Origin of the sequence: Kribbella jejuensis (assembly GCF_006715085.1) — a bacterium.
Taxonomy (GTDB): domain Bacteria; phylum Actinomycetota; class Actinomycetes; order Propionibacteriales; family Kribbellaceae; genus Kribbella; species Kribbella jejuensis.
In genome coordinates, this window is record NZ_VFMM01000001.1 from 2,367,031 (window position 1) to 2,387,308 (window position 20,278).

Sequence of the window (20,278 nt, forward strand, 5' to 3'; positions counted from 1 at the left end):
GACTGCCTACTAGTCGTCGTCCTCGGCGGAGCGGGCGCGCTCGAGGCGGGAGGAGATCTTCTGCGCACGGGTGTCGATCGTCCCGGCCAGCCGGTCGCGGGCGGCCCGCAGGACGAAGATCGACAGGATCGAGGACACCACCAGGGCCAGCAGCGCGATCGGCCAGATCGACAGCCAGGTGTGCAGGACGACCCACAGCACACCCAGGCAGACGGCGAACAGAGCCGCCCGCAAGCCGGTGTAGATGCCGAACTCCTTCATCTCACACCCCAGCGTAGGAGTGCATGCCGGAGACCAACAGGTTCACGCCGACGAAGTTGAACAGGAACACGAACCAGCCGACGATCGCGATCGTCGCGGCCCGGCGGCCCCGCCAGCCGGCGGTCGCCCGCGCATGCAGGTAGGCGGCGTACACCACCCAGGTCACCAGCGACCAGACCTCCTTGGGGTCCCAGCCCCAGTACCGGCCCCAGGCGTACTCCGCCCAGATCGGACCGGCCACGAGGACGGCGAAGGTCCACAGCGGGAACGAGAACGCCAGCACCTTGTACGCCGTACCGTCCATCGACTCGGCACTGGGCAGCCGGCGCAGCGCCGGGGACATCGTGCCGCCGTCGAGGACCTTCCGCTCGGCGCGGGCCTTCAGCAGGTACAGCACCGAGATCAGGCCGCCGACCGTGAACCCGCCGCCGGAGGTCGCGGCCGCGGACACGTGCAGGACCAGCCAGTACGAGTGCAGGGCCGGCACGAGCGGGCCGGCCGGCGTGTAGAGCGCCAGCGACGCGAGACCGAGAACGCTCGCGATCACCAGCGTGACGCCGAGGCCGAGCCACTGCAGCTTGTACCGCTGGACGAAGATCAGGTAGACGATCGCGACCGCGAGCGACGCCGTGATCGAGAACTCGTACATGTTGCCCCACGGCACCCGGCCGGCCGCGAGACCGCGGGTGACCACGCCGCCGAGGTGGAACACGAAGCCCATCCAGGTCAGCAACAACCCGATCCGGCTCGCCGCATCCAGCCGCTCCGTGACGGCGCCTTCGGCGCCGGAGACGGAGGAGGTTGAGGGGCCGGCCGCTGCGCTCCCAGCGCCGGAGCCGGCTGCGCCGGAGCTCGCCGCGTCCGCGGCTGCGGTGCCGGCGACGGAGCCGACCAGGACCTGAGCTTCCTCCCGCTCCGCAGGAGCGGCCTTTCGTGCGACGGTTGCTCGGCCGAGGGCCCACTCCATCGCGTGCGAAACCATCGCCAGGGCGTAGACCACGGTGGCGGTGGGGATCAGCAGGTTGGAGACGTGTGCGTAGGTCTCCGGGCTCATGGCTGCTCCTGGGTATTCGAGCTGGCGGGTCTAAGACTCTTGGTGATCGCCTGGATCTCGTCGCCGAGGCCGCGCTCGGGGCCGCGGTCCAGACCGGCGACCTCGACAACGGTACGCCCGTCCTGTTCCCGGACCCGCACCCAGGTACGGCGCGGATGCACGAACAGCGAGCCCATCAGCCCGAGGATCGCCAGCAGGACGCCGGCCAGCGCGAGGTTCGTACCGGGTGTGTGGCTGACCTGCAGCTTCACCCAGCGGCTGTAGCCGTCGAACGTGATCGACCCGGCCTTGTCCGGCAGCGCGATGCTCTGCCCCGGCGCGAGCTGGAACCGCCACTTGTCGCCGTCCTTGGTGAACTGCGTCAGCTTGGTCTTGTCCAGCTGGTACACGGACTCGGGCTGCCCGGTCTCGGGCTGCGGACGGCCGTAGTACCCGGTCATCACCAGCGCGGGGTTCAGGTCGTCGGGGAACACCGACACCGGCCCCTGCTGGCCGATCACCGCGGTCGGCAGGAAGAACCCCTCGAAACCGAGCGTCAGCGGCCGCGCGTCCGGTGCCTTGATCACGCCGAACGACGAGAAGTTGCTGTCCTGCGGCAGGAACGGGGCGGGACCGGAGAACGCCACGTTGCCCTGCCCGTCGCGGACCGTCACCCGCGGCGCGTAGCCGTGGCCGATCAGGTAGACGCTGCTGCCGTCGACCTTCAGCGGGTGGTTGACCTGCAGCAGGTACGGCTTCTCGGGCGCGTCCGGCGTCTCCTGGTACGTCAACTGCGCCTTGAACTCGCGCGCCGCACCCTTCTGCGGGCCGTCCTGCTGGAACTTCACCTGGAAGTCCTTGACGGTCAGCGAGAACGGTGGCAGGTCGTCGTCGCCGCTGAACGCGCGGCCCGGCGTGAAGTCGTCGTACTGCGCGACCGAGTTCGAGAAACCGTTGCCGACGACAACCAATACCGAGCCGCGATAGCCGAACAGCGAGCCCCAGGCGACCCCGATCAGCGCGAGGATCAGCGAGAAGTGGAACAGCAGGTTGCCCGCCTCGCGCAGGTAACCACGCTCGGCCGCGACGGCTCCGTCGTACGACTGCACGCGGAACCGGCGGCGCTTGAGCTCGCGGGTCGCGACCTCCAGTACGTCGCCGGCCTCGTCGACCTCGAAGCGCTCGTACCCGGGCAGCCGGTTGAGGTTGCGCGGCGGCTTCGGCGGCCGGGACCGCAACGCCTTGAAGTACACCGACAGCCTGGGTACGACGCAGCCGATCAGCGAGATGAACAGCAGCAGATAGATCGCCGAGAACCACGCCGACTTGTAGACGTCGAACAGCCCGAGCTTGTCGTACAGCGGGCCGAGCTTCGGGTGCGCGGTGAGGAAGTCCGAGACCTTGATCGGGTCGATCGACGTCTGCGGGATGAGCGAGCCGGGCACCGCACCGAGCGCGAGCAGGAACAGCAGCACCAGCGCGGTCTTCATCGAGGTGAGCTGCCGCCAGGTCCAGCGCAGCCAGCCGACCAGGCCGAGCGCCGGCGGCGGCTCGTTGCCGGAGTTGCCGGTCAGTGCGGTGATGTGGTCCTTGATATCGGTCATCTCAGACCGCCGATCCGAAGTTGGCGACCCACTGCCGAAGGTCCGCGGTCATCGAGTCCCACACTCCTGTCAGCAGCAGCAGTCCCACCGCGATCATCAGTACGCCGCCGATCCGGATCACCAGCAGCTGGTGCTTGCGGACCCACGCCACCGCACCCAGCATCCGCCGGAACGCCAGCGCCGCGACGATGAACGGAATCCCCAGCCCGAGGCTGAACACCAGCGCCAAGGTGGCGCCGCGCGCCGTACTGCCCTGCGTGGTGGCCAGCGTCATCACGGTCCCGAGCGTCGGCCCGATACAGGGCGTCCACCCGAATCCGAACAGTACGCCGAGCAGCGGCGCGGCCGCGATCCCGACCGCCGGCACCCGGTGCACGCGCAGGTCGCGCTGCATGAACCCGAACCCGCCGAGGAACACGATGCCGAGGACGACGGTGAGTCCGCCGAGCACCCGGGTGATCGCCGTCTGGTGGTCGATCAGCAGGTTACCGGCGGTGCCGAACAGTACGCCGGTGAGGATGAACACCGTCGAGAACCCGGCGACGAACAACGCCGTACCGGCGAGCATCCGGCCCCGCTTCTCGGAGCCGAGCTCGGCCGCGGACAGGCCGGTGACGTACGACAGGTAGCCGGGCAGCAGTGGTACGACGCATGGCGAGAAGAACGAGATCGCACCGGCGAGCACTGCGATCGGCAGCGCTACCAGCATCGAGCCCGTCATCGACGAGGCGAACCACTGTCCCATCAGCTCAACCGGCGTCCTTCACCATACCGAGCAAGGTCTGCTTGGTCACTTCACCGACGACCCGGCCGGCGACCTTGCCGGTCTTGTCGATCACCAGCGTGGTCGGGATCGCCGCCGGCGAGATCTGCCCGCGGAACCGCAGCAGCGCCTTGCCGTTCGGGTCGTAGACGTTCGGGTACGGCACCCCGAACTCCTGCACGAACTTCTTCGCCTGTGCCTGATCGAGGTCGCGCGTGTTCAACCCGACGAACTGCACCGACGGCCCGAGCTCCTTGGCAGCTGCGACCAGGTCAGGTGCTTCCTTTCGGCACGGAGGACACCAAGAGCCCCACACGTTCAGCACGACAACTTGACCGCGATGGTCCGACAGCGTCCAGGTCTTGCCGTCGAGGGTCTTGCCGGTCAGCTCGGGCGCTGCCTTGCGGTCGGCGGCCCCGAACACCGACACGTTGCCGTTACCGCTGACGAAACCGGCCTGGCCCTGCCGGCTCTGCGCCGCCTGCTGCCCCGAAGAGCAGGCGGTCACCGCCAGCAGCACACCGGCGGTCAACAGCACGACGCGTCGCATCAGGCGCCCCCGACGAACTTCTTCGGGTGCTTCACCGGCAACAGGTCCTTCGCCGGTTCGGAATACCCGACGGAGACGATCTGGTCACCGTGGAAGCTGAACGACGTGAGGCTGGCGAGGCTGCACTGGCGCTTGCGCGGGTCGTGCGCCAGCCGCCGGCCCTCGATCGCGGACCGGACGATCCAGATCGGCAGCTGGTGCGAGACGATCAGTGCCTCGTGCCCGGCGGCCTTCTGCCGGGCGGTTTCCATCGCGTCGCGCATCCGGCGCACCAGTTGCTGGTACGGCTCGCCCCAGGACGGCTTCAGCGGGTTCCGCAGCAGCCACCAAGCGCTCGGGTTCCGCAGGGCGCCGTCGCCGACACCGAACTTCTTGCCCTCGAACAGGTTCGCGGCCTCGATCACCCGCTCGTCGATGTCCGGGGTCAGCCCGAACACCTTGGCGATCGGCTCCATCGTCTCCTGGGCGCGCTCCAGCGGCGAGCTGACCAGGTGCACGATGTCGCGGCCCTTGACGTGCTCGGCGACCCGCTCGGCCATCTGCCGGCCGAGCTCGGACAGATGGAAGTCGGGGATCCGGCCGTAGAGCACTCCGGTCGGGTTGTGCACCTCGCCGTGGCGCATCAGGTGCACGACCGTCGTTTCGGTCACCGCTGTCCCTTCAGTTCTGTACTGCGGCTGCCGCGCGGGCCGCCGGTACGAGGGCCGACTCCAGCGAAGCCAGCGCGTCGTCGTCGATCGCCGCACTCACGAACCAGGCCTCGAACGCGCTCGGCGGCAGGTAGACGCCGGCGTCCAGCATGGCATGGAAGAACGCCGTGAACCGGGGCAGCACCTGGGCGTTCGCCTGGGTGAAGTCCCGGATCTCGGCAGGTCCCTCCGAGGAGTCCACGAAGAAGACGCTGAAGAGGTTCCCGGCCGCGGAGATGACGTGCGGCACACCTTCCTTGTCCAGCGCGGTCGACACCAGCCGCTGGATGGTCAGCGAGGTCTCGTCGAGCTTCGCGTACACCTCGTCGGTGGCCAGCCGGAGCGTGGTCAGGCCGGCGGTGGTCGCGATCGGGTTACCGGACAACGTCCCGGCCTGGTAGACCGAGCCCTCGGGCGCCAGGTACGCCATCACGTCGGCGCGGCCGCCGAACGCCGCGGCCGGGAAGCCGCCACCCATCACCTTGCCGAACGTCATCAGGTCCGGCTGGACGCCGTCGACGCCGTACCAACCGGACTTGGTGATCCGGAAACCGGTCATCACCTCGTCGGAGATGAACAGGGCACCGTTCTCCTTGCAGATCCGGGCGAGGAACGCGTTGAAGTTGTCCCGCGGCGGGACTACGCCCATATTGCCCGGCGACGCCTCGGTGATGACGGCCGCGAGCTGGTCGCCGTACTCCGCGAACGCTGCCGCCACGGCTTGCTGATCGTTGTACGGCAGCACGATCGTGTCCGCGGTGGTCGCCTCGGTGACGCCCGGCGTCCCCGGGATGCCCAGCGTCAGTACGCCGGAACCGGCCTGCGCGAGCAGTGCGTCCACGTGGCCGTGGTAACAGCCGGCGAACTTGATGATCTTGTTCCGGCCGGTGAACCCGCGGGCCAGCCGGAGCGCGGACATCGTCGCCTCGGTCCCGGACGAGACCAGCCGGACCTTGTCCACCGGCGTCCGCGCGACGATCTCCTCGCCGAGCAGCACCTCGGTCTCGGTCGGCGTGCCGTACGACGTACCGCGGGCGACGGCGGCCTGGACCGCGGCGATCACCTCGGGGTGCGCGTGGCCGAGCAGCAGCGGGCCCCACGAGCTGACCAGGTCGAGATAGCGGTTGCCGTCGACGTCGGTCATGTGACATCCGTCACCGGAGGCCATGAAACGCGGTACGCCGCCCACCGCGCGGAACGCCCGTACGGGAGAGTTGACCCCGCCCGGGGTGACAGCGGTGGCCCTCTGGAAGAGCCTGGCGGACTGTTCTGAGTTGTCGGGCACGGCGGCCATTCTCCCCGACCGGTGCGGAGCTCCGACCGGCAGGGGCCGGGTGCCCCGACCGGCAGGGCCAGGCCCTTTTCTGGTACCGATCGTTCCCAAGGGGTTCACAGGCGCTTTGTTACGCGCCAGTATGGGTACTCGGTGACCGCTCGTACACGGTCTGGGTCCGGCGCGTAACCCACGCGACGGGGCGGGCGTTAGATCTCTTGCGACGGGAACCGAGGCAGTGACCATTGAAATGGCGCAAGGACTGTCCGCAGCGTGGGGCCGGACGAGTCGTTGAGTCACGGAGGGGATTCATCGATGGCGAAAGGCAAACGCCGCGCCACGAGTGGCGGGTGGCGTCAGGTGGCGCCGTTGATCCCGCTCGCGCTGTTCGCGACCGCGTTCACCGTCAGCGCCACGGACAACCCGGCGATCGCCACCGCGTCGCTCGACCACGGGCTGTCCGGAGGGAACCCGGTCGTCGTACCGAAGCAGCCGATCACCGTACCGGCCAACGTGGCCGTGCCGGGCACGGTCGGGCCGGGTGTCGACCCGGGTGAGCAGCCGACCCAGGTGGTGTCGGGCCTGTCCCGCAACGGCATCCCGAACGCCGCACTCAAGGCGTACTCCCGGGCCCAGCAGGTGCTGGCCCAGGCGGACCCGAGCTGCCACCTCCCGTGGACGCTGGTGGCCGCGATCGGCCGGGTGGAGTCCAACCACGGCCGCTTCGGCGGCAACTCCCTGAACTCGAAGGGTGTCGCCGTACCGGGCATCTTCGGCCCGCGGCTGGACGGTTCGGGCGGCACCGCTCGGATCGCCGACACCGACGCGGGCGCGTTCGACGGCGACGGTGCGTTCGACCGCGCGGTCGGCCCGATGCAGTTCATCCCTGGCACCTGGCGAGCCATGGGAGTGGACGGCGACGGCGACGGGGTGCGGAACCCGCAGGACATCAACGACGCGGCGATGTCCACCGCGGTCTACCTGTGCTCCGGCAACACCGACCTGTCGAAGGCCTCCGACCTGAACGCGGCCGTGCTGCGCTACAACCACTCGCAGCAGTACGTCGACCTCGTGCTCAGCATCGCCAAGGCGTACGCCGGTGGCAGCTGGATCGCGGTCGGCAACGGTACGTCGGGCGACGACGTGGACGAGGCCGGCGACCAGATCACCGACCCGGGCGTCGACCCGCCGGCCGACAAGAACCTGCCGGAGGTGACCGGCATCCCGACGCCGCCGCCGGCCCGGCCAACCCCGACGCTGACCGACGAGCGCGGCGTGACCCGGCCGACCGTCGAGCCGACCCAGCGCCCGACGACGCAGAAGCCGACCAGCAAGCCGACCGTGGAGCCGACCACCACCAGGCCCACCACGACGAAGCCGACCAGCAAGCCGACGACGCCGACCACGACGACGCCCGGTGTGGCGACGCTGACGACCACAGCCGGCCTGATCGTCGGCACCGTCGGCAGCACAGTGCAGCAGCTGCAGACCGCGGCGACGTACTGCCAGTCCGAGATGGCCAAGGTCACGATCACCAAGCCGACCCAGGACCAGCTGCAGAAGTGCGTGACCGCCTACCAGACCGGTGGCACGAAGGCTGTCGACCAGGTGATCCGCAACCTGCTGTCCCTGCTGGGACTGCTGGGCGTCCTCGGCGGAGGCGTTCTCGGAGGCTGACCCTCCCACCCAACAACACACAGACCGGCGCGCCTGCCCCCACCCCTCCCTTGGCGCGCCCCTGGCGACGCCACGGAGCACCTCCCCCCGGCTTCGTGGCGTCGCCTTTCAACGTTCAGCCGACCCAGGCTCGGTTGATGGTTTGGGTGATGCTGTTGCCGATCAGGTCTGTGGCGGTTACGCGGATGCTCGGGTAGGAACCGGGTGGAACAGGGGTGCGGAAGGTTCCGAAACCGCGCAGCGGGAGGGTTCGCCAGGTCTTTCCGTCGAAGGAGATCTCTGCTGTGGTGCGGAAAATGCCGGCTCCGCGTACGCCGGGCTGGTAGCGGGGTGTCAGCTCGAGCCAGCCGTCCGTGTGCTGGTAGTCGATCTGGACCAGCGGGAGTACGGCGCGGCCCTTCGTCGGCGCCGACAGGAAGTGCCACCGGGTGTGCGTGGACGGCGACGTCTTCGCCCAGCTGTTCGGGCCGCGCTGCTGGTCGAGGGTCAAGTCGTACCAGGCCGCCTTCGCCGGTACGGCGAACTGCGCGACCGACCAGTCCTTGCTGCCCAACTCGACCCCGGTGCTGCTCAACTTCAGGCTCGTCACGTCGCCACGGTCACCCCAGCCGAACACGCTCCGGTCACCGCTGACGTACTGCGGGATCGCGATCCGCAGCGCGTTCTCGAACCGCGCCGGCGGCCAGCCCTGATCCACATCACCTGGCGCATCGGACAACCCCGGTACGGCGGGACGCGTCAGCGGCTGCCACCAGCCGCGCGTGACCTGCTCGCCCGGCCGGTACGAGCGCGGGATCGTTGCCTCGAACCCGGTCTCGTTCCACTCCCCCGCGGACGTCTTCTCGTCCCAGGTGACACCCTTCAGGTCGGTGACCAGGTAGTCGGTCCGCCGCACCGCGCCGGCGATGCTCCGCGACGCCGACAGGCCGGTCGACAGACCCGGCAGATGGGCGATCCGCTGGTCACAGTGCAGCCAGAACGCGTCGTTGCGCTGGAAGTCGGTCGTCACCACGGCCGGCTTCATCGTCGCGACGTCGTACGTCAGGCCGCCCTTGACGACGGACGGGCCGATCGCAACGTCGTACCGGTAGGTGCTGTCGCGGACACCGCTGAGCTGCAGCGAGGCCGGTCCGTTCAGCAGCTGCTTCGCCTGATCCGAGCGCAGGGTGTAGACCGGGATGCCTTCCTCGGTGCCGGTGGACCAGTAGCCGGGCGCCTCGTTGTACAGGAACACCACCTTCGCGCCGGCCGCCTTCGCCGCCTGCACCTGCGTATCCGTCGCGTCGAACCCGCCCCAGCGGATCAGCGCGATCTTGCCCTTCGCCCCGGTCAGCTCGGCGGCCGTACCGTTGCCGCCGTTGTAGAGCGGGAGCGTCTCGTTGCCGACGTACACGGTCTGCTGGGATCCCGAGCCCGGCGTCGGCAGCTTGCTCCCGCCGGGCAGCGTGACCGTCAGCTGCGGCTGCGCCAGGTCCCAGCGCTGCACGACCTGGAAGGTGCCCTTGGCAACTTTTCCGAAGTCCTGGACGTAGACACCGTCGGCGATCCGGCCGTTGAACCCCCAGCCGGACACCGCGTCGCGGCTGCCGACCTTGCGGTGCCAGGCGACGCCGATACTCTCCGCGTCGGCCGGCCGTGGCGTCCTGATCGTCACCTTGTGGGCGGTCCGGGCGTCGAAGGTGAACGTCCGGTCGCGGTCGATCCACGCGTCCGGGTCGCCGAGCAGCGTCAGCGAGTTCGCCCAGTCCGCCTCGTCACCGCTGACCGCGTACGCCATCACGCTGTAGCGGCCCGTCGGTACGTCGAGGGTCCGGCTGCCGTTCTCGTCGAACGCGATCGCGTTGACGTCGCCGGTGTCCTGGTTCCATAGCTGCACGCCGCTCGCACCGGCGGCCGTGGTCGCGGGCCGCCCGTCGCGGCCGATCGCCTTCACAGTCACCTGATTCAGCCGTCCACCGGCCGCGAACCCGAGGCCCGTCCGGTACGACGTCCCACCGGCGCCCGCCATACCAGACCGTATGGTACGGGCGGTGAGGGTGCCGGCGTAGTTGGCCGGTTGCGTCCGTGCGAGGTCGAGCGTCACGGTCGCGGACGCGGTGCCGCCGGCCGGGATCGTCAGGCGGGTCGGGCTGACCTTCACGGCGGCGCTGACGCCGGCCGGGGACTTTGCGTCGACAGTCAGGGAAAGCGTCGCCGGGCGGTTCGTGTTGTTGCGGTAGGCAACGGTACGGGTGACCGGTGCGGGCGGCGCCGCGCCGCTCCAGGACAGGTCGCCGAAGAACAGGTTGGCGGTGTCCGGAAGGACCTTCGGGTCGAGCGCGGCCGGGATGTCGATCAGACCGAGTCCCTGCTGGTCGGGGCGGGCACCGGCGGACGGTACCGCCGTCGACGCGAGCGCGGCCTTCAGTTGCGGGCCGGTCCAGTCGGGGTGGCGTTGCGCGAGGATCGCGGCGGCACCGGCGACATGCGGCGTCGCCATCGACGTACCGCTCATCGCGGTGTAGTACTGGCCGAGCACGTGGCCCTGGACGGTACCGGCGGCGCGGGCGGCGGCGATCTCCACGCCCGGCGCGGTCACCTCCGGCTTCATCGCACCGTCGCCGAGGCGCGGGCCGCGGCTGGAGAAGCTCGCGAGCTTGCCGTCCCGGTCGACCGCGCCGACGGTCAGCGCCTCGGACGCGGCGCCGGGCGAACCGACGGTTCCCTCGGCGCCCGAGTTGCCGGCCGCGATCACGAACAGCGCGCCGCTCGACTTCGCCAGCCGGTCGACCGCCTCGCTCATCGGGTCGGTGCCGTCCGACGGCAGGCCGCCGAGGCTCATGCTGATCACCTTGGCGCCCTGTTCGACGGCCCACTCCATACCCGCGATCGCCTCGGAGTCGTACCCGCCGCCACTGTTGTCGAGAACCTTGCCGATCAGGAGCTCGGCCCCGGGGGCCACGCCCTTCCGTTTGCCGTCGGAGGCGACACCGAGGCCGGCGACGATCGACGCGGTGTGCGTGCCGTGGCCGTGCAGGTCCTGGACTGCTTCGTCGGGTACGAAGCTCTGCGACGCGACGACCTGCTTCGCCAGGTCCGGGTGGCCGGCGTCGTACCCGGTGTCGAGTACGGCGACCTTCACACCGTGGCCGTCGTACCCCTGCTTCCAGGCGGTCGGCGCACCGATCTGCTGGAGCGCCTGCTCGTCGGTGGTGTGGGTGCGGCCGTCGAGCCAGATCTTGGTGACGGCACTCGACGTGAAGGTGGTCGGACCGCTGATACCGGCCCAGAAGGTCTTCGCGTCAGCCTTCCGCACGCTGACCGCGGTGCTTCCGACGCTGGGAAGAGTACGACGAAGCGTGGCCGCCGTACTGCGCAAGGTCGTGGATCCCGAGATCAGCAACGGCAACTGGTTGCTGCGGGCGTCGTCGTACCCCTGGGCGGCCAGCTCGGTCAGGTTGAACAGGCGCTTGTCGAGGCGGCCCGCGGAGAGCAATGCGTACGCGTCGGCGGGGACGAGGGTGAGGTCGCCGTCGAAGCTGCCGAAGTAGTACGGCTCGTCACCGAGCAGCCGGGCCGAGGACTGGCCGTTGGCGCTGGTGGTCAGCTCGGCGACGTCGCCGGTGACCAGCGTGATGCGTTTGGTGCTCGCACCGGGCGTCGCCTGGGCGCCCGGTGCGAGCTGGGTGGGTGGTACCGCATTCGCCGTGGTGGCCGGCAGCAGCAGGGAACCGGCGACCATCGCGGCGAACAGACCCGCCGCGGACCGGGGGAATCGGGAAAACAACTGGGACACCTCCCGATGCCCCGACCCACGCGAGGCCATCGGGAGGAGCCTCACAGTTGCCCTGGGCCCCGGTCCACCACTCCGGCTGACCTACACCCGCCATGACCGGTTCCGGTCAGTGCCCGGTTCCGGTCACTGCCCGGCTGAGGTCAGACGAAGCGCTTGGTGACGTTCTCGACCCGCTCCAGCAGGTCCAGGTCGTAGGCGACGCCCGGCACGTAGAAGATCACGTAGTCGGCGCCCGCCTCGAGCGCCGCGTCGACCTTGTCGGCGATCTCGTCCTCGGTGCCGATGAAGTTGTCCCGGTCGAACTTCTCCCGGTCCATCGGGCCGACCGCCTTCTGCGTCGCCTTGGTCGGGTCGGCGCCCTTGTCGATCGGGAAGACGTTCAGCCCGGTCGACTTGATGATCTCGTCGTAGTCGCGGCCGATCCGGCGGCAGTGCTCGCGGAGGATGTCGCACTTCTCCCGGATCACCTCCGGGTTGCCGCCGCCGATGTTCGCCGCGTCGCCGTACTGCGCGACCAGCTTCAGCGTGACCTTCGGGCCGCCACCGCCGATCCAGAAGCTCGGGTGCGGCTTGCGGACGCCCTTCGGCTCGTTGATCGGCGCGTCGATCGAGTAGTACTTGCCGTTGTAGACCGGCTTGTCCTCGGTCCACATCTTGTAGATGATCTCGGTCGCCTCGCGGAACGCCGCCATCCGCTGCGGTACGTCGGTCCACTCGTAGCCGTACGCCTTCCACTCGTGCTCGTACCAGCCCGCGCCGATGCCGGCGTACAGGCGGCCGTGGCTGGCGACGTCGACGGTGGACGCGATCTTCGCGTACAGCGACGGGTTGCGGTACCCGTTGCAGCCGACCATCTGGCCGATGTTCACCCGCTTGGTGTCGCGGGCCAGCGCCGCCGTCGCGCTCCAGCACTCGAACGTGGTGTTGTCACTCGGCTCCGGCACCGTGTGGAAGTGGTCGAACAGCCAGATCGAGTCCCAGGACTGCTCGTCCGCGCGCTTGGCGACGTCCGTCATCGCCTCCCACTGCTCGATCGGATCCGCGATCTCGGCCAGATCCATCTTCCAGCCCTGCGGTACGAATACCCCGAAACGTGTAGTCATGCCGCCATCCTTTCCACGGATGGCGGCATCGGTCCATGAATACGAGTACTGAATTCGTTCTCAATCGGACCACTACGACTTCTTAATTACCGGGCGCTGAGGACTCCTACTCCTGTTCCGGGGCCGGTACGGGGTACCGCGCGGGCCGCGAGGATCGTGCTGAGCGCGATCGGGGCGAGGCGACCGCCGAACTCCTGCCGGGTCAGTGCGGCCACACCGATCGCGGTCGGTGCGGCGGCCGACGTACCGAAGAAGCGGCAGGCGCCCTGGGTCGTGGTCGGGCAGGTACCGGAGCCGAAGCCGCCGGCGCCGCTGACCGACTCACCGTCGGCGGCCAGCCAGTTCGGTGCCGGGAAGCTCCGTTCGCCGCCACCGGAGATGCCGCGGCACGGGCCGGGCTTGTTCCCCGGGCAGCGGGTCGTGGTGATGAACTGCACCGGTCCGGCGGCGCTGTACGCCTCGAGCGGGGTGGTCGCCGGGTCGGTCGAGACGCTGGCGTTCACCGCGCCGGCGCTGGTGGCGAAGTACGTGTAGTTCGAGTCCGGGTTCAGCGAACCGGCCCGCTCCGCCGGGTCGAGCGTCTGCACACCGGCCGACAGCGCCCGCCAGCGCAGGTCCAGGATCGGCGCCCGGACCGCGGACGACGTGCCCTGGACGTCGACGACCAGCTTCGCCCGCTGCGGTGCGGACGTGGTGTTGGTGTAGTCGAACTGCTCGATGGTGTCGCCGACGCCGTTGGCCTGGACGTTGTTGCTGACCGCCAGGCACTTCGTACCGGTCTCGTCCATCAGGTACAGGTTCAGGTCGGTGAAGCCGCCCTGGCCCGCGGTCGGGTAGATCGCCCGCGGCTCGCTCCACTGCAGCGTCGGCAGGATCCGCGCGCCGGGCAGCAGGTTCAGGTCGTACGACGTGTCGTCGCCGCGGAGCTTCACGACGTTGTCGGGGTCGGTCGGGCAGTTCGTGTACGGGCCGGTCGCGCCGTCGGCGCCCTTGCCGGTACCGACCGCGGTCACCCGCGGCGCGTGCCGGGTACCGAGGTTGCCGGCCGACGAGCTGATGAAGATTCCGTGCTTGGCCAGCGCCTCCGCGGTCGCGGCCGTGATGCCCTGCTGGAACGCGGGCTCGTCGTCGATCGCGATGTCCTCGGCGATCATCGACACCCCGGCGTTCGCGAGCGTGTGGAACGCCTCGACGTACTGCGCGGTGGTGTCCTGCGCACTGGCGAACGCGAGCTTCGCGCCCGGCGCCATGTCGTGGATGAGCTCGAGCATCGCGGTGCCCTCGTCGTCGGTGTACGACGCGGCCTGCTGGAGCACCTGGACGTCCGCCGGAAGCTCACCGGCCGCGATCGAGTCCGCGATGTGGTCCACGTCGCCGGAGATCGCGCCGATCTTCTGGCCACGCCCGGTCAGCCCACGAGCCTGGGCCTGGTCCGCCTTGTGCAGTTGCACGCCCTCGGCGGTCACCGGCCCGACATCCACAGCCGGCCGAATCGTCGGCCGTAGTGCGGTCACCCAGGGCAACGCCGCCACCGCGTCGAGCTTGTCGTACGGCACCTGAGCCGACACCAGGCCGGTACTGGGCAGGTCGACGCCTGGTACGCCCTTGAAGTCCGCAGAGTTCGAATCCACCGAGACACCGAGCGCGCTGAGCTCGCTCTGCTGCTCAGCACTGACCCGAGCAGCGGCGTACACCTGCACCCCCAACCGCCCGTTGCCCTGTACTCCGAGGGACCGAGCCTGCTGTTTACCGGCAGCGTCCTTCGCCGCCTGCCGCAACAACGAAGGCACCTTCCCCGCGTCGGCCTGTGGCGCTGCCGCGGTCGCCGGCTGCACGACCGCAACCACCGCCAGCGGAACGACCAACATCACCGAACTGAACACATAGCGAAGCTTCATTCGATGTCCTCTCCCCCACCTGACCGGTCGCGACCCACAGTCATCTACGCACCGCTCACCTGTCCAGTCCTTACGGCCGTGAGAGCGCTCTAGTTCCGGAACCGGCGAGGTCTTGACCGGGGGTTCCGCAGGGCTGAGAGTCGGGCGCAACCGCCCACCTGTCTGTGAGGAGTGCTCATGCGTTGGTTCGGTCGTCTGGGGTTCAGGCAGCGAGTCGGTTCGGTGGTGGTGGGAGCCCTGGTCGTCGGGTTGCTGGCCGTGGGGCCGGCAGCGGCCGACGATCCGGCCCCGATCACGTTGGCGGCCTTCGAAGGGGGCGAGCCGTTCGCCTCGCCGCCCAATGCCGGCATCTTCACCTGGGGTAGCGACGCGGACGATCCGCCGACGCTGGAGCTGCAGAGCCGGCCGGACGCACCGGCGGGCGACAAAGTGCTGCACGGGACGTACGACATCAGCGGCTGGGGCGGGTTCAGCCACGACGTGACGTACGACGTGAACCCCGGCAACTGGTCGGCGTACAAGGGGATCCGGTTCTGGTGGTACGGGCAGAACACCGCGCCGCTGCCGCCCGGCTCCGGGAAGCGGATCTTCTTCGAGATCAAGGACGGCGGCGCGAACGCCGAGGCCTCCGAGCTGTGGAACACCAGCTTCACCGACGACTGGCAGGGCTGGCACCTGGTCGAGATCCCGTTCAGCCAGCTCGGGTACCGCGGCGACTACCAGCCCGTCGGCGGCATCGACCACATCCTGAACCTGACCCAGATGTGGGGCTACGCGTTCACGATGCCGGTCGGCTCGCCGGGCGAGTTCGCGATCGACCAGGTCGAGGTCTACGGCAAGGCCGACCCCGCGTTCAAGAACAGCGTCGTCACCGACGCGGACGTCTACCCGGTCAAGGAGGGCGGCACCGCACAGGTCAAGGTGACGGTCGCGACCACCGGCGGTACCCCGCTCGACGAACCGGTCACGGTCGACTACAAGACCGGCAACGGAACCGCGACCGCCGACGACTACACCCCAGTGTCCGGAACGCTCACGTTCCCGGCCGGTACAGCTTCCGGAACGACCCAGAACGTTTCCGTGACGACCCGGAAGGACGATTCCGCCGAGGAAGCGGAGACCATCCCTCTCGAGCTCACGGTCACCGGTGCGAAGGCCCCGACGACCCAGCCCGTCGTGGTGATCGACGCCCACGATCTCCCGTACCTGAACCGGAAACTCCCGATCCGGAAACGCGTCGACGACCTGCTCGCCCGGATGACCGTCGCCGAAAAAGTCGGCCAGATGACGCAGGCCGAACGGAACGCGCTTCGCTCCCGCTCCGACATCGCGTCCTACGCACTCGGCTCGCTGCTGTCCGGCGGCGGCTCCGTCCCGACCCCGAACACGCCCGCCGCCTGGGCCGCGATGATCGACACCTTCCAGCGGAACGCCCAGGCGACCCGCCTGCAGATCCCGCTGATCTACGGCGTCGACGCGGTGCACGGCCACAACAACGTGGTGGGCGCGACGATCCTCCCGCACAACATCGCGATCGGCGCCACCCGCGACCCGGACCTGGCCCGGCGGATCGGTGAGGTGACCGCGACCGAGGTCCGCGCGACCGGCATCCCGTGGGACTTCGCGCCCTGCGTGTGCGTGGTCCGCGACGACCGCTGGGGCCGCGCGTACGAAGGGTACGGCGAGGACCCGGCGCTGGTGCAGTCGATGGCGACCGTGATCACCGGCCTGCAGGGCAAGGCCGACGGCAGCCAGCTCGCGCAGAACACCCACGTCCTGGCCACCGCGAAGCACTTCGTCGGCGACGGCGGTACGACGTACGGCAGCTCGTCGACCGGCTCGTACAAGCTCGACCAGGGCGTCACGCAGGTCACCCGGCAACAGCTCGAGACGATCCACCTGGCGCCGTTCCGGACCGCCGTCGACCTCGGTGTCGGCGCTGTGATGCCGTCGTACTCGAGCCTGTCGGTGGACGGTGCACCGCCGGTCAAGATGCACGGCAACGGCGAGCTGATCAACGGGGTGCTGAAGCAACGGATGGGCTTCGGCGGGTTCGTGATCAGCGACTGGCAGGCGATCGACCAGTTGCCCGGCGACTACGCGAGCGACATCCGGACCTCGATCAACGCCGGCCTGGACATGATCATGGTGCCGACCGACTACCAGGGCTTCACCCAGGGCCTGACCGCCGAGATCGCGGCCGGCCGGATCCCGATGACGCGGATCGACGACGCGGTCCGGCGGATCCTGACCGAGAAGTTCAAGCTCGGCCTGTTCGAGCACCCGTACGCCGACACCAGCAACATCGCGTCGATCGGGTCGGCCGCGCACCGCGCCGTCGGTCGCGAGGCCGCGGCGAAATCCCAGGTACTGCTGAAGAACGAGGGCAACCTGCTGCCGCTGAAGGCCGGTGCCAAGGTGTACGTCGCCGGCAGCAACGCCAACGATCTCGGTAACCAGATGGGCGGCTGGAGCATCACCTGGCAAGGCGGATCGGGCCCGACCACCACCGGTACGACGATCCTCGACGGCATCAAGCAGGTGGTACCGGACGCGACGTACAGCGCCGACGCCTCCGCGCCGCTCGAAGGGCACGACGTGGGGGTGGTCGTGGTCGGTGAACGTCCGTATGCCGAGGGGGTCGGCGATGTCGGCAACGGTCACGACCTGAAGCTCTCGGACGCGGACAGGGCCGCGGTCGACAAGGTCTGCGGCGCGATGAAGTGCGTCGTACTGATCGTGTCAGGACGCCCGCAGGTGATCGCCGACCAGCTCGGCGAGATCAACGCGTTGGTGGCGTCCTGGCTGCCGGGCACCGAAGGCGCCGGCGTTGCCGATGTGCTGTTCGGGAAGGTGCCGTTCAGCGGCCGCCTACCGGTCAGCTGGCCGCGGACCGAGGACCAGCAGCCGTTGAACGTGGGCGACGCGTCCTACGACCCGCAGTACCCGTTCGGTTGGGGCCTGACGACCCAGGCCGCCGCTCGCGCCGCGTTGGACAAGGCCGCGAACAGCCTGCTGCGAAGCCATGATCCGTACGCGGTGGCCGCCGGAATCGCGGCCGGGGTCGCGCTGCGGGTCCCGGCCTGGTCGGGGCCGCAGGCAACAATCGCCCTGGCCGCGGCAGCGCAGTCGGCCCGCCTACTCGAGCGTGCGCACGCTGACACCTTCACCGAGGACGACGCGGTGGTCGGCGTGGCCCGGTGGATCGCGCAGAACCACATCGGCCAGAACATCACCGAGCCGACGTCGAAACTGACCTCGGACGCCGACCACGCCCTACTCACCGGCCACCTCAACACCGCGGTCACAAACCTGATCACAGCAAGCCGCTCCTAAAAGGTGCCGGCCGGCGCGGTGACCCCTCATCCGCCCCGGCCGGCACGCCCCCATCCCGCTACCGGGTGATCTTGGCCGCCGCGGCGCGGGCCAGCTTGTCGAAGTTCGGCGCAGGTACGCCCGGGCCCATTTCACTGAAGGCCAGGACCGAGACGGTGCGGCCCTTCAGCGTGACGGCGTACGGGAAACCGCCGGCCTCGCTGCCCGGGTCGTTGGGCTTCGGGTAGTCGTACCAGCGGATCACCTGGGTGAGGTCACCGGAAGCCCCCTTGACGACCCGGTTCTCGGTGATCTTGCGCGCGTGCGTCGGCGCCGGCTTGCTGTACGTGCAGGACTTCAGCGTCGCGATGATCGAGTTGTACGCCGCCCGCGCGGTGGCGGCGTTCGCGTACTGGCTGACGTACTGCGCGCCGTACGCGTCCATCTCATCGGTGAAACCACGGGCCATCCGCGCGGCCACCCGCTTGCCCTCGGTCGAGGCCGGGCCGCAGTAGGTCCGCGGCAGGATTCCCCTGTCGACCTGACGGAACCAGTTGCGCCGTGCGTCGGCCTGCTTCACCTGCTTGACGGTCAGCAACTGCGACCGGCTGAGCGACGTCGCGGACGTCGTGCCTGCGTCGGCTCCTTGGGTTGCCAGGACGCTGAGTCCGACCGCCATCACGCTGGTCGCCACGCCGGTCGCCACCGCGCCGCGGCGGATACCCCCCGAAAACTTCATGATCTGTCCCCTCGTCGATCGCTGGTTGCACGAGTAGACGCGGGGCCGGCCGGAAAAGTTGTTCCGGTCTAGACAGACGTGCGGGAACGGAGGCGGCGGAGCATTCGGGGGTTTTCGAAGCCGACGGTGCGGGCGGCTGACTCGACGGTGCTGCCGTGCCCGATCAGGTGTTCGGCACGCTCTACGCGGAGGAGTTGCTGGTACCTCAGAGGGGTCAGGCCGGTGGCGGTGGTGAAGATGCGCGTCAGCGTGCGTTCGCTGACGCCGACCTCGCCGGCCAGCTCCGCGAGCGGCAGCTTGTCGGCGTACCGCGCGTCGATCACGTCCTGCACGCGGTGCGCGAGGTCGCTGAGATGACCGCGGTGCCGCAGCATCGCGGACTCCTGCAGTTCGTCGCCGTTGCGCCGGGCGTACACGACCATCTCGCGCGCGACCCGGGCGGCCGCCTCCGCGCCGCGGCCGACCGCGACCAGGTGCAGCGCGAGGTCGATGCCGCTCGCGATCCCGGCGGAGGTGATCACCCGATCGTCCTCGACGTACAGCACGTCCCGGACCATGGTCGCCCGCGGGTAGCGGGCGGCCAGTTCGTCGGTCAGGTCGTGGTGGGTGGTGAACCGCCGCCCGTCGAGCAGGCCGGCCCAGCCGAGCGCGTCCGCGCCCGAGCAGACGCTGGCGACCGTGCCGCCACGGGCGTGATGCGTGCGCAGCCGCTGCCGGAACTCCGGGCCGATCGGCGACTCCGGCGACAACCGCGGCGAGCGCCAGCCCGGTACGACGATCAGGTCACCCGGATCGAGCTCGGGCCACACCGACTGGGTCCGTAACGGCACCCCTTGGGCAGTGACGACCTCGTCGGATTCGGCCACATACGAGACGTCGTATCCGTAGCCGAAGTCCTTCGCCGTACTGAACACCTGCGCCGGTCCGGCCAGATCCAGTAAATGGAGCCGCGGCACCAGTACGAAGACCACGTGGGTAGGGCGCATTCGGTCAGGATGCCACGGGTACGGCGGTCAGCTCGTCGAGGGTCCGGACGGAGGCGAACCGGCCGGCCAGCACGTACTCGGTCCGTTCGGCGACCTGGTCCGCGGTCAGCGTCCGCGGGTCGGCGAGAATCTCCTCGACGCTCGCCTCGTCCCTGATCGACCAGTGCGCCAGCGCCATCGTCGCGGTCGCCTCGGTGACGAACACGACGTCGTACCCGAGGTCGGACCCGACCCGGGCGGTGGTCTCGCAGCACTGTTCGGTCCGGATGCCGCAGACAACAATCTCGGAAATACCGTGCTGGGTCAGGAACTGCTGCAGATTCGTTGTGGTGAAGGCGTTGTGCGACGTCTTCGTGATGATCGTTTCCGTCGGCAACGGTTCGAGTCCGTCCATCAGCCGGACGTGCCCCTCGGCCGGGTCGAACGCACCGCCGGTCCCCGGTTCGCTGTGCAGCACCCAGACGACCAGGTCGTGTTTCTCGCGCGCCGCGCGGACCAGCCGGTCGACGCGCTCGGCGATATCGGGGTGGTTCACCAGCTGCCAGTTCGGGCGGACCCGGAACGATTCCTGGACGTCGATCACGATCAGTGCGGTTCGGCTCATGACCCCAT

Annotated in this window: 15 protein-coding genes; 2 read left to right on the top strand and 13 right to left on the bottom strand. The window is 69.3% G+C overall.

Annotated elements, in window-relative coordinates:
• Positions 1-9 precede the first annotated feature (9 nt).
• Genes FB475_RS11600 through hemL form a run of 7 tightly spaced genes read right to left on the bottom strand, consistent with a single transcriptional unit; the run spans position 10 to position 6,194 of the window.
• Positions 10-261, bottom strand: coding sequence for a DUF4229 domain-containing protein (locus tag FB475_RS11600; protein WP_141855213.1), 252 nt, complete (start codon positions 259-261; stop codon positions 10-12).
• A gap of 1 nt (position 262) precedes the next feature.
• A complete protein-coding gene (gene ccsB / locus FB475_RS11605) occupies positions 263-1,315 on the bottom strand; it encodes a c-type cytochrome biogenesis protein CcsB (protein WP_141855215.1) in 1,053 nt (350 codons plus the stop codon).
• Positions 1,312-2,898 (bottom strand): cytochrome c biogenesis protein ResB, encoded by a 1,587-nt coding sequence (gene resB / locus FB475_RS11610; RefSeq protein WP_141855217.1) that lies wholly within the window; start codon positions 2,896-2,898, stop codon positions 1,312-1,314. The genes ccsB and resB overlap by 4 nt, the downstream gene beginning before the upstream one ends.
• Position 2,899: 1 nt before the next feature.
• Positions 2,900-3,643 (bottom strand): cytochrome c biogenesis CcdA family protein, encoded by a 744-nt coding sequence (locus tag FB475_RS11615; protein WP_141855219.1) that lies wholly within the window; start codon positions 3,641-3,643, stop codon positions 2,900-2,902.
• Between the two features lie 4 nt (positions 3,644-3,647).
• Positions 3,648-4,211, bottom strand: a complete 564-nt coding sequence (locus tag FB475_RS11620; RefSeq protein WP_141855221.1) for a TlpA family protein disulfide reductase — start codon at positions 4,209-4,211, stop codon at positions 3,648-3,650.
• Entirely contained in the window at positions 4,211-4,834 is a 624-nt protein-coding gene (locus tag FB475_RS11625; protein WP_238332274.1) for a histidine phosphatase family protein, read from the bottom strand. Before FB475_RS11625 ends, FB475_RS11620 begins: the two co-directional genes overlap by 1 nt.
• A 37-nt stretch (positions 4,835-4,871) precedes the next feature.
• On the bottom strand, positions 4,872-6,194 hold the full coding sequence (gene hemL, locus FB475_RS11630; RefSeq protein ID WP_141855225.1) for a glutamate-1-semialdehyde 2,1-aminomutase: 1,323 nt from the start codon (positions 6,192-6,194) through the stop codon (positions 4,872-4,874).
• 294 nt (positions 6,195-6,488) lie between these two features.
• Between hemL and FB475_RS11635 the strand changes: the two genes are divergently transcribed.
• Positions 6,489-7,850, top strand: coding sequence for a lytic transglycosylase domain-containing protein (locus FB475_RS11635; RefSeq protein ID WP_141855227.1), 1,362 nt, complete (start codon positions 6,489-6,491; stop codon positions 7,848-7,850).
• A gap of 115 nt (positions 7,851-7,965) precedes the next feature.
• Here FB475_RS11635 and FB475_RS11640 read toward each other — a convergent pair whose 3' ends face one another.
• The 3 genes from FB475_RS11640 to FB475_RS11650 form a co-directional block, all read right to left on the bottom strand.
• Positions 7,966-11,616, bottom strand: a complete 3,651-nt coding sequence (locus tag FB475_RS11640) for a S8 family peptidase (protein ID WP_238332097.1) — start codon at positions 11,614-11,616, stop codon at positions 7,966-7,968.
• 149 nt (positions 11,617-11,765) lie between these two features.
• Positions 11,766-12,728 (bottom strand): LLM class F420-dependent oxidoreductase, encoded by a 963-nt coding sequence (locus tag FB475_RS11645; RefSeq protein WP_141855230.1) that lies wholly within the window; start codon positions 12,726-12,728, stop codon positions 11,766-11,768.
• A gap of 86 nt (positions 12,729-12,814) precedes the next feature.
• Positions 12,815-14,626 carry a S8/S53 family peptidase gene (locus FB475_RS11650; RefSeq protein ID WP_141855232.1) on the bottom strand — a complete coding sequence of 604 codons (1,812 nt, stop codon included), beginning with the start codon at positions 14,624-14,626 and terminating at the stop codon, positions 12,815-12,817.
• Between the two features lie 177 nt (positions 14,627-14,803).
• Here FB475_RS11650 and FB475_RS11655 point away from each other — a divergent pair, with 177 nt between their 5' ends.
• Positions 14,804-17,962 carry a glycoside hydrolase family 3 N-terminal domain-containing protein gene (locus FB475_RS11655; RefSeq protein ID WP_141855234.1) on the top strand — a complete coding sequence of 1,053 codons (3,159 nt, stop codon included), beginning with the start codon at positions 14,804-14,806 and terminating at the stop codon, positions 17,960-17,962.
• 58 nt (positions 17,963-18,020) lie between these two features.
• Here the strand turns inward: FB475_RS11655 and FB475_RS11660 are convergent, their stop codons facing one another.
• The 3 genes from FB475_RS11660 to FB475_RS11670 all read right to left on the bottom strand — a co-directional run bounded on the left by FB475_RS11660 (position 18,021) and on the right by FB475_RS11670 (position 20,270).
• A complete protein-coding gene (locus FB475_RS11660) occupies positions 18,021-18,680 on the bottom strand; it encodes a hypothetical protein (RefSeq protein ID WP_141855236.1) in 660 nt (219 codons plus the stop codon).
• A gap of 68 nt (positions 18,681-18,748) precedes the next feature.
• Positions 18,749-19,666, bottom strand: coding sequence for a GlxA family transcriptional regulator (locus FB475_RS11665; RefSeq protein WP_141855239.1), 918 nt, complete (start codon positions 19,664-19,666; stop codon positions 18,749-18,751).
• 4 nt (positions 19,667-19,670) lie between these two features.
• Positions 19,671-20,270 (bottom strand): isochorismatase family protein, encoded by a 600-nt coding sequence (locus FB475_RS11670; protein ID WP_185759213.1) that lies wholly within the window; start codon positions 20,268-20,270, stop codon positions 19,671-19,673.
• Positions 20,271-20,278 lie beyond the last annotated feature (8 nt).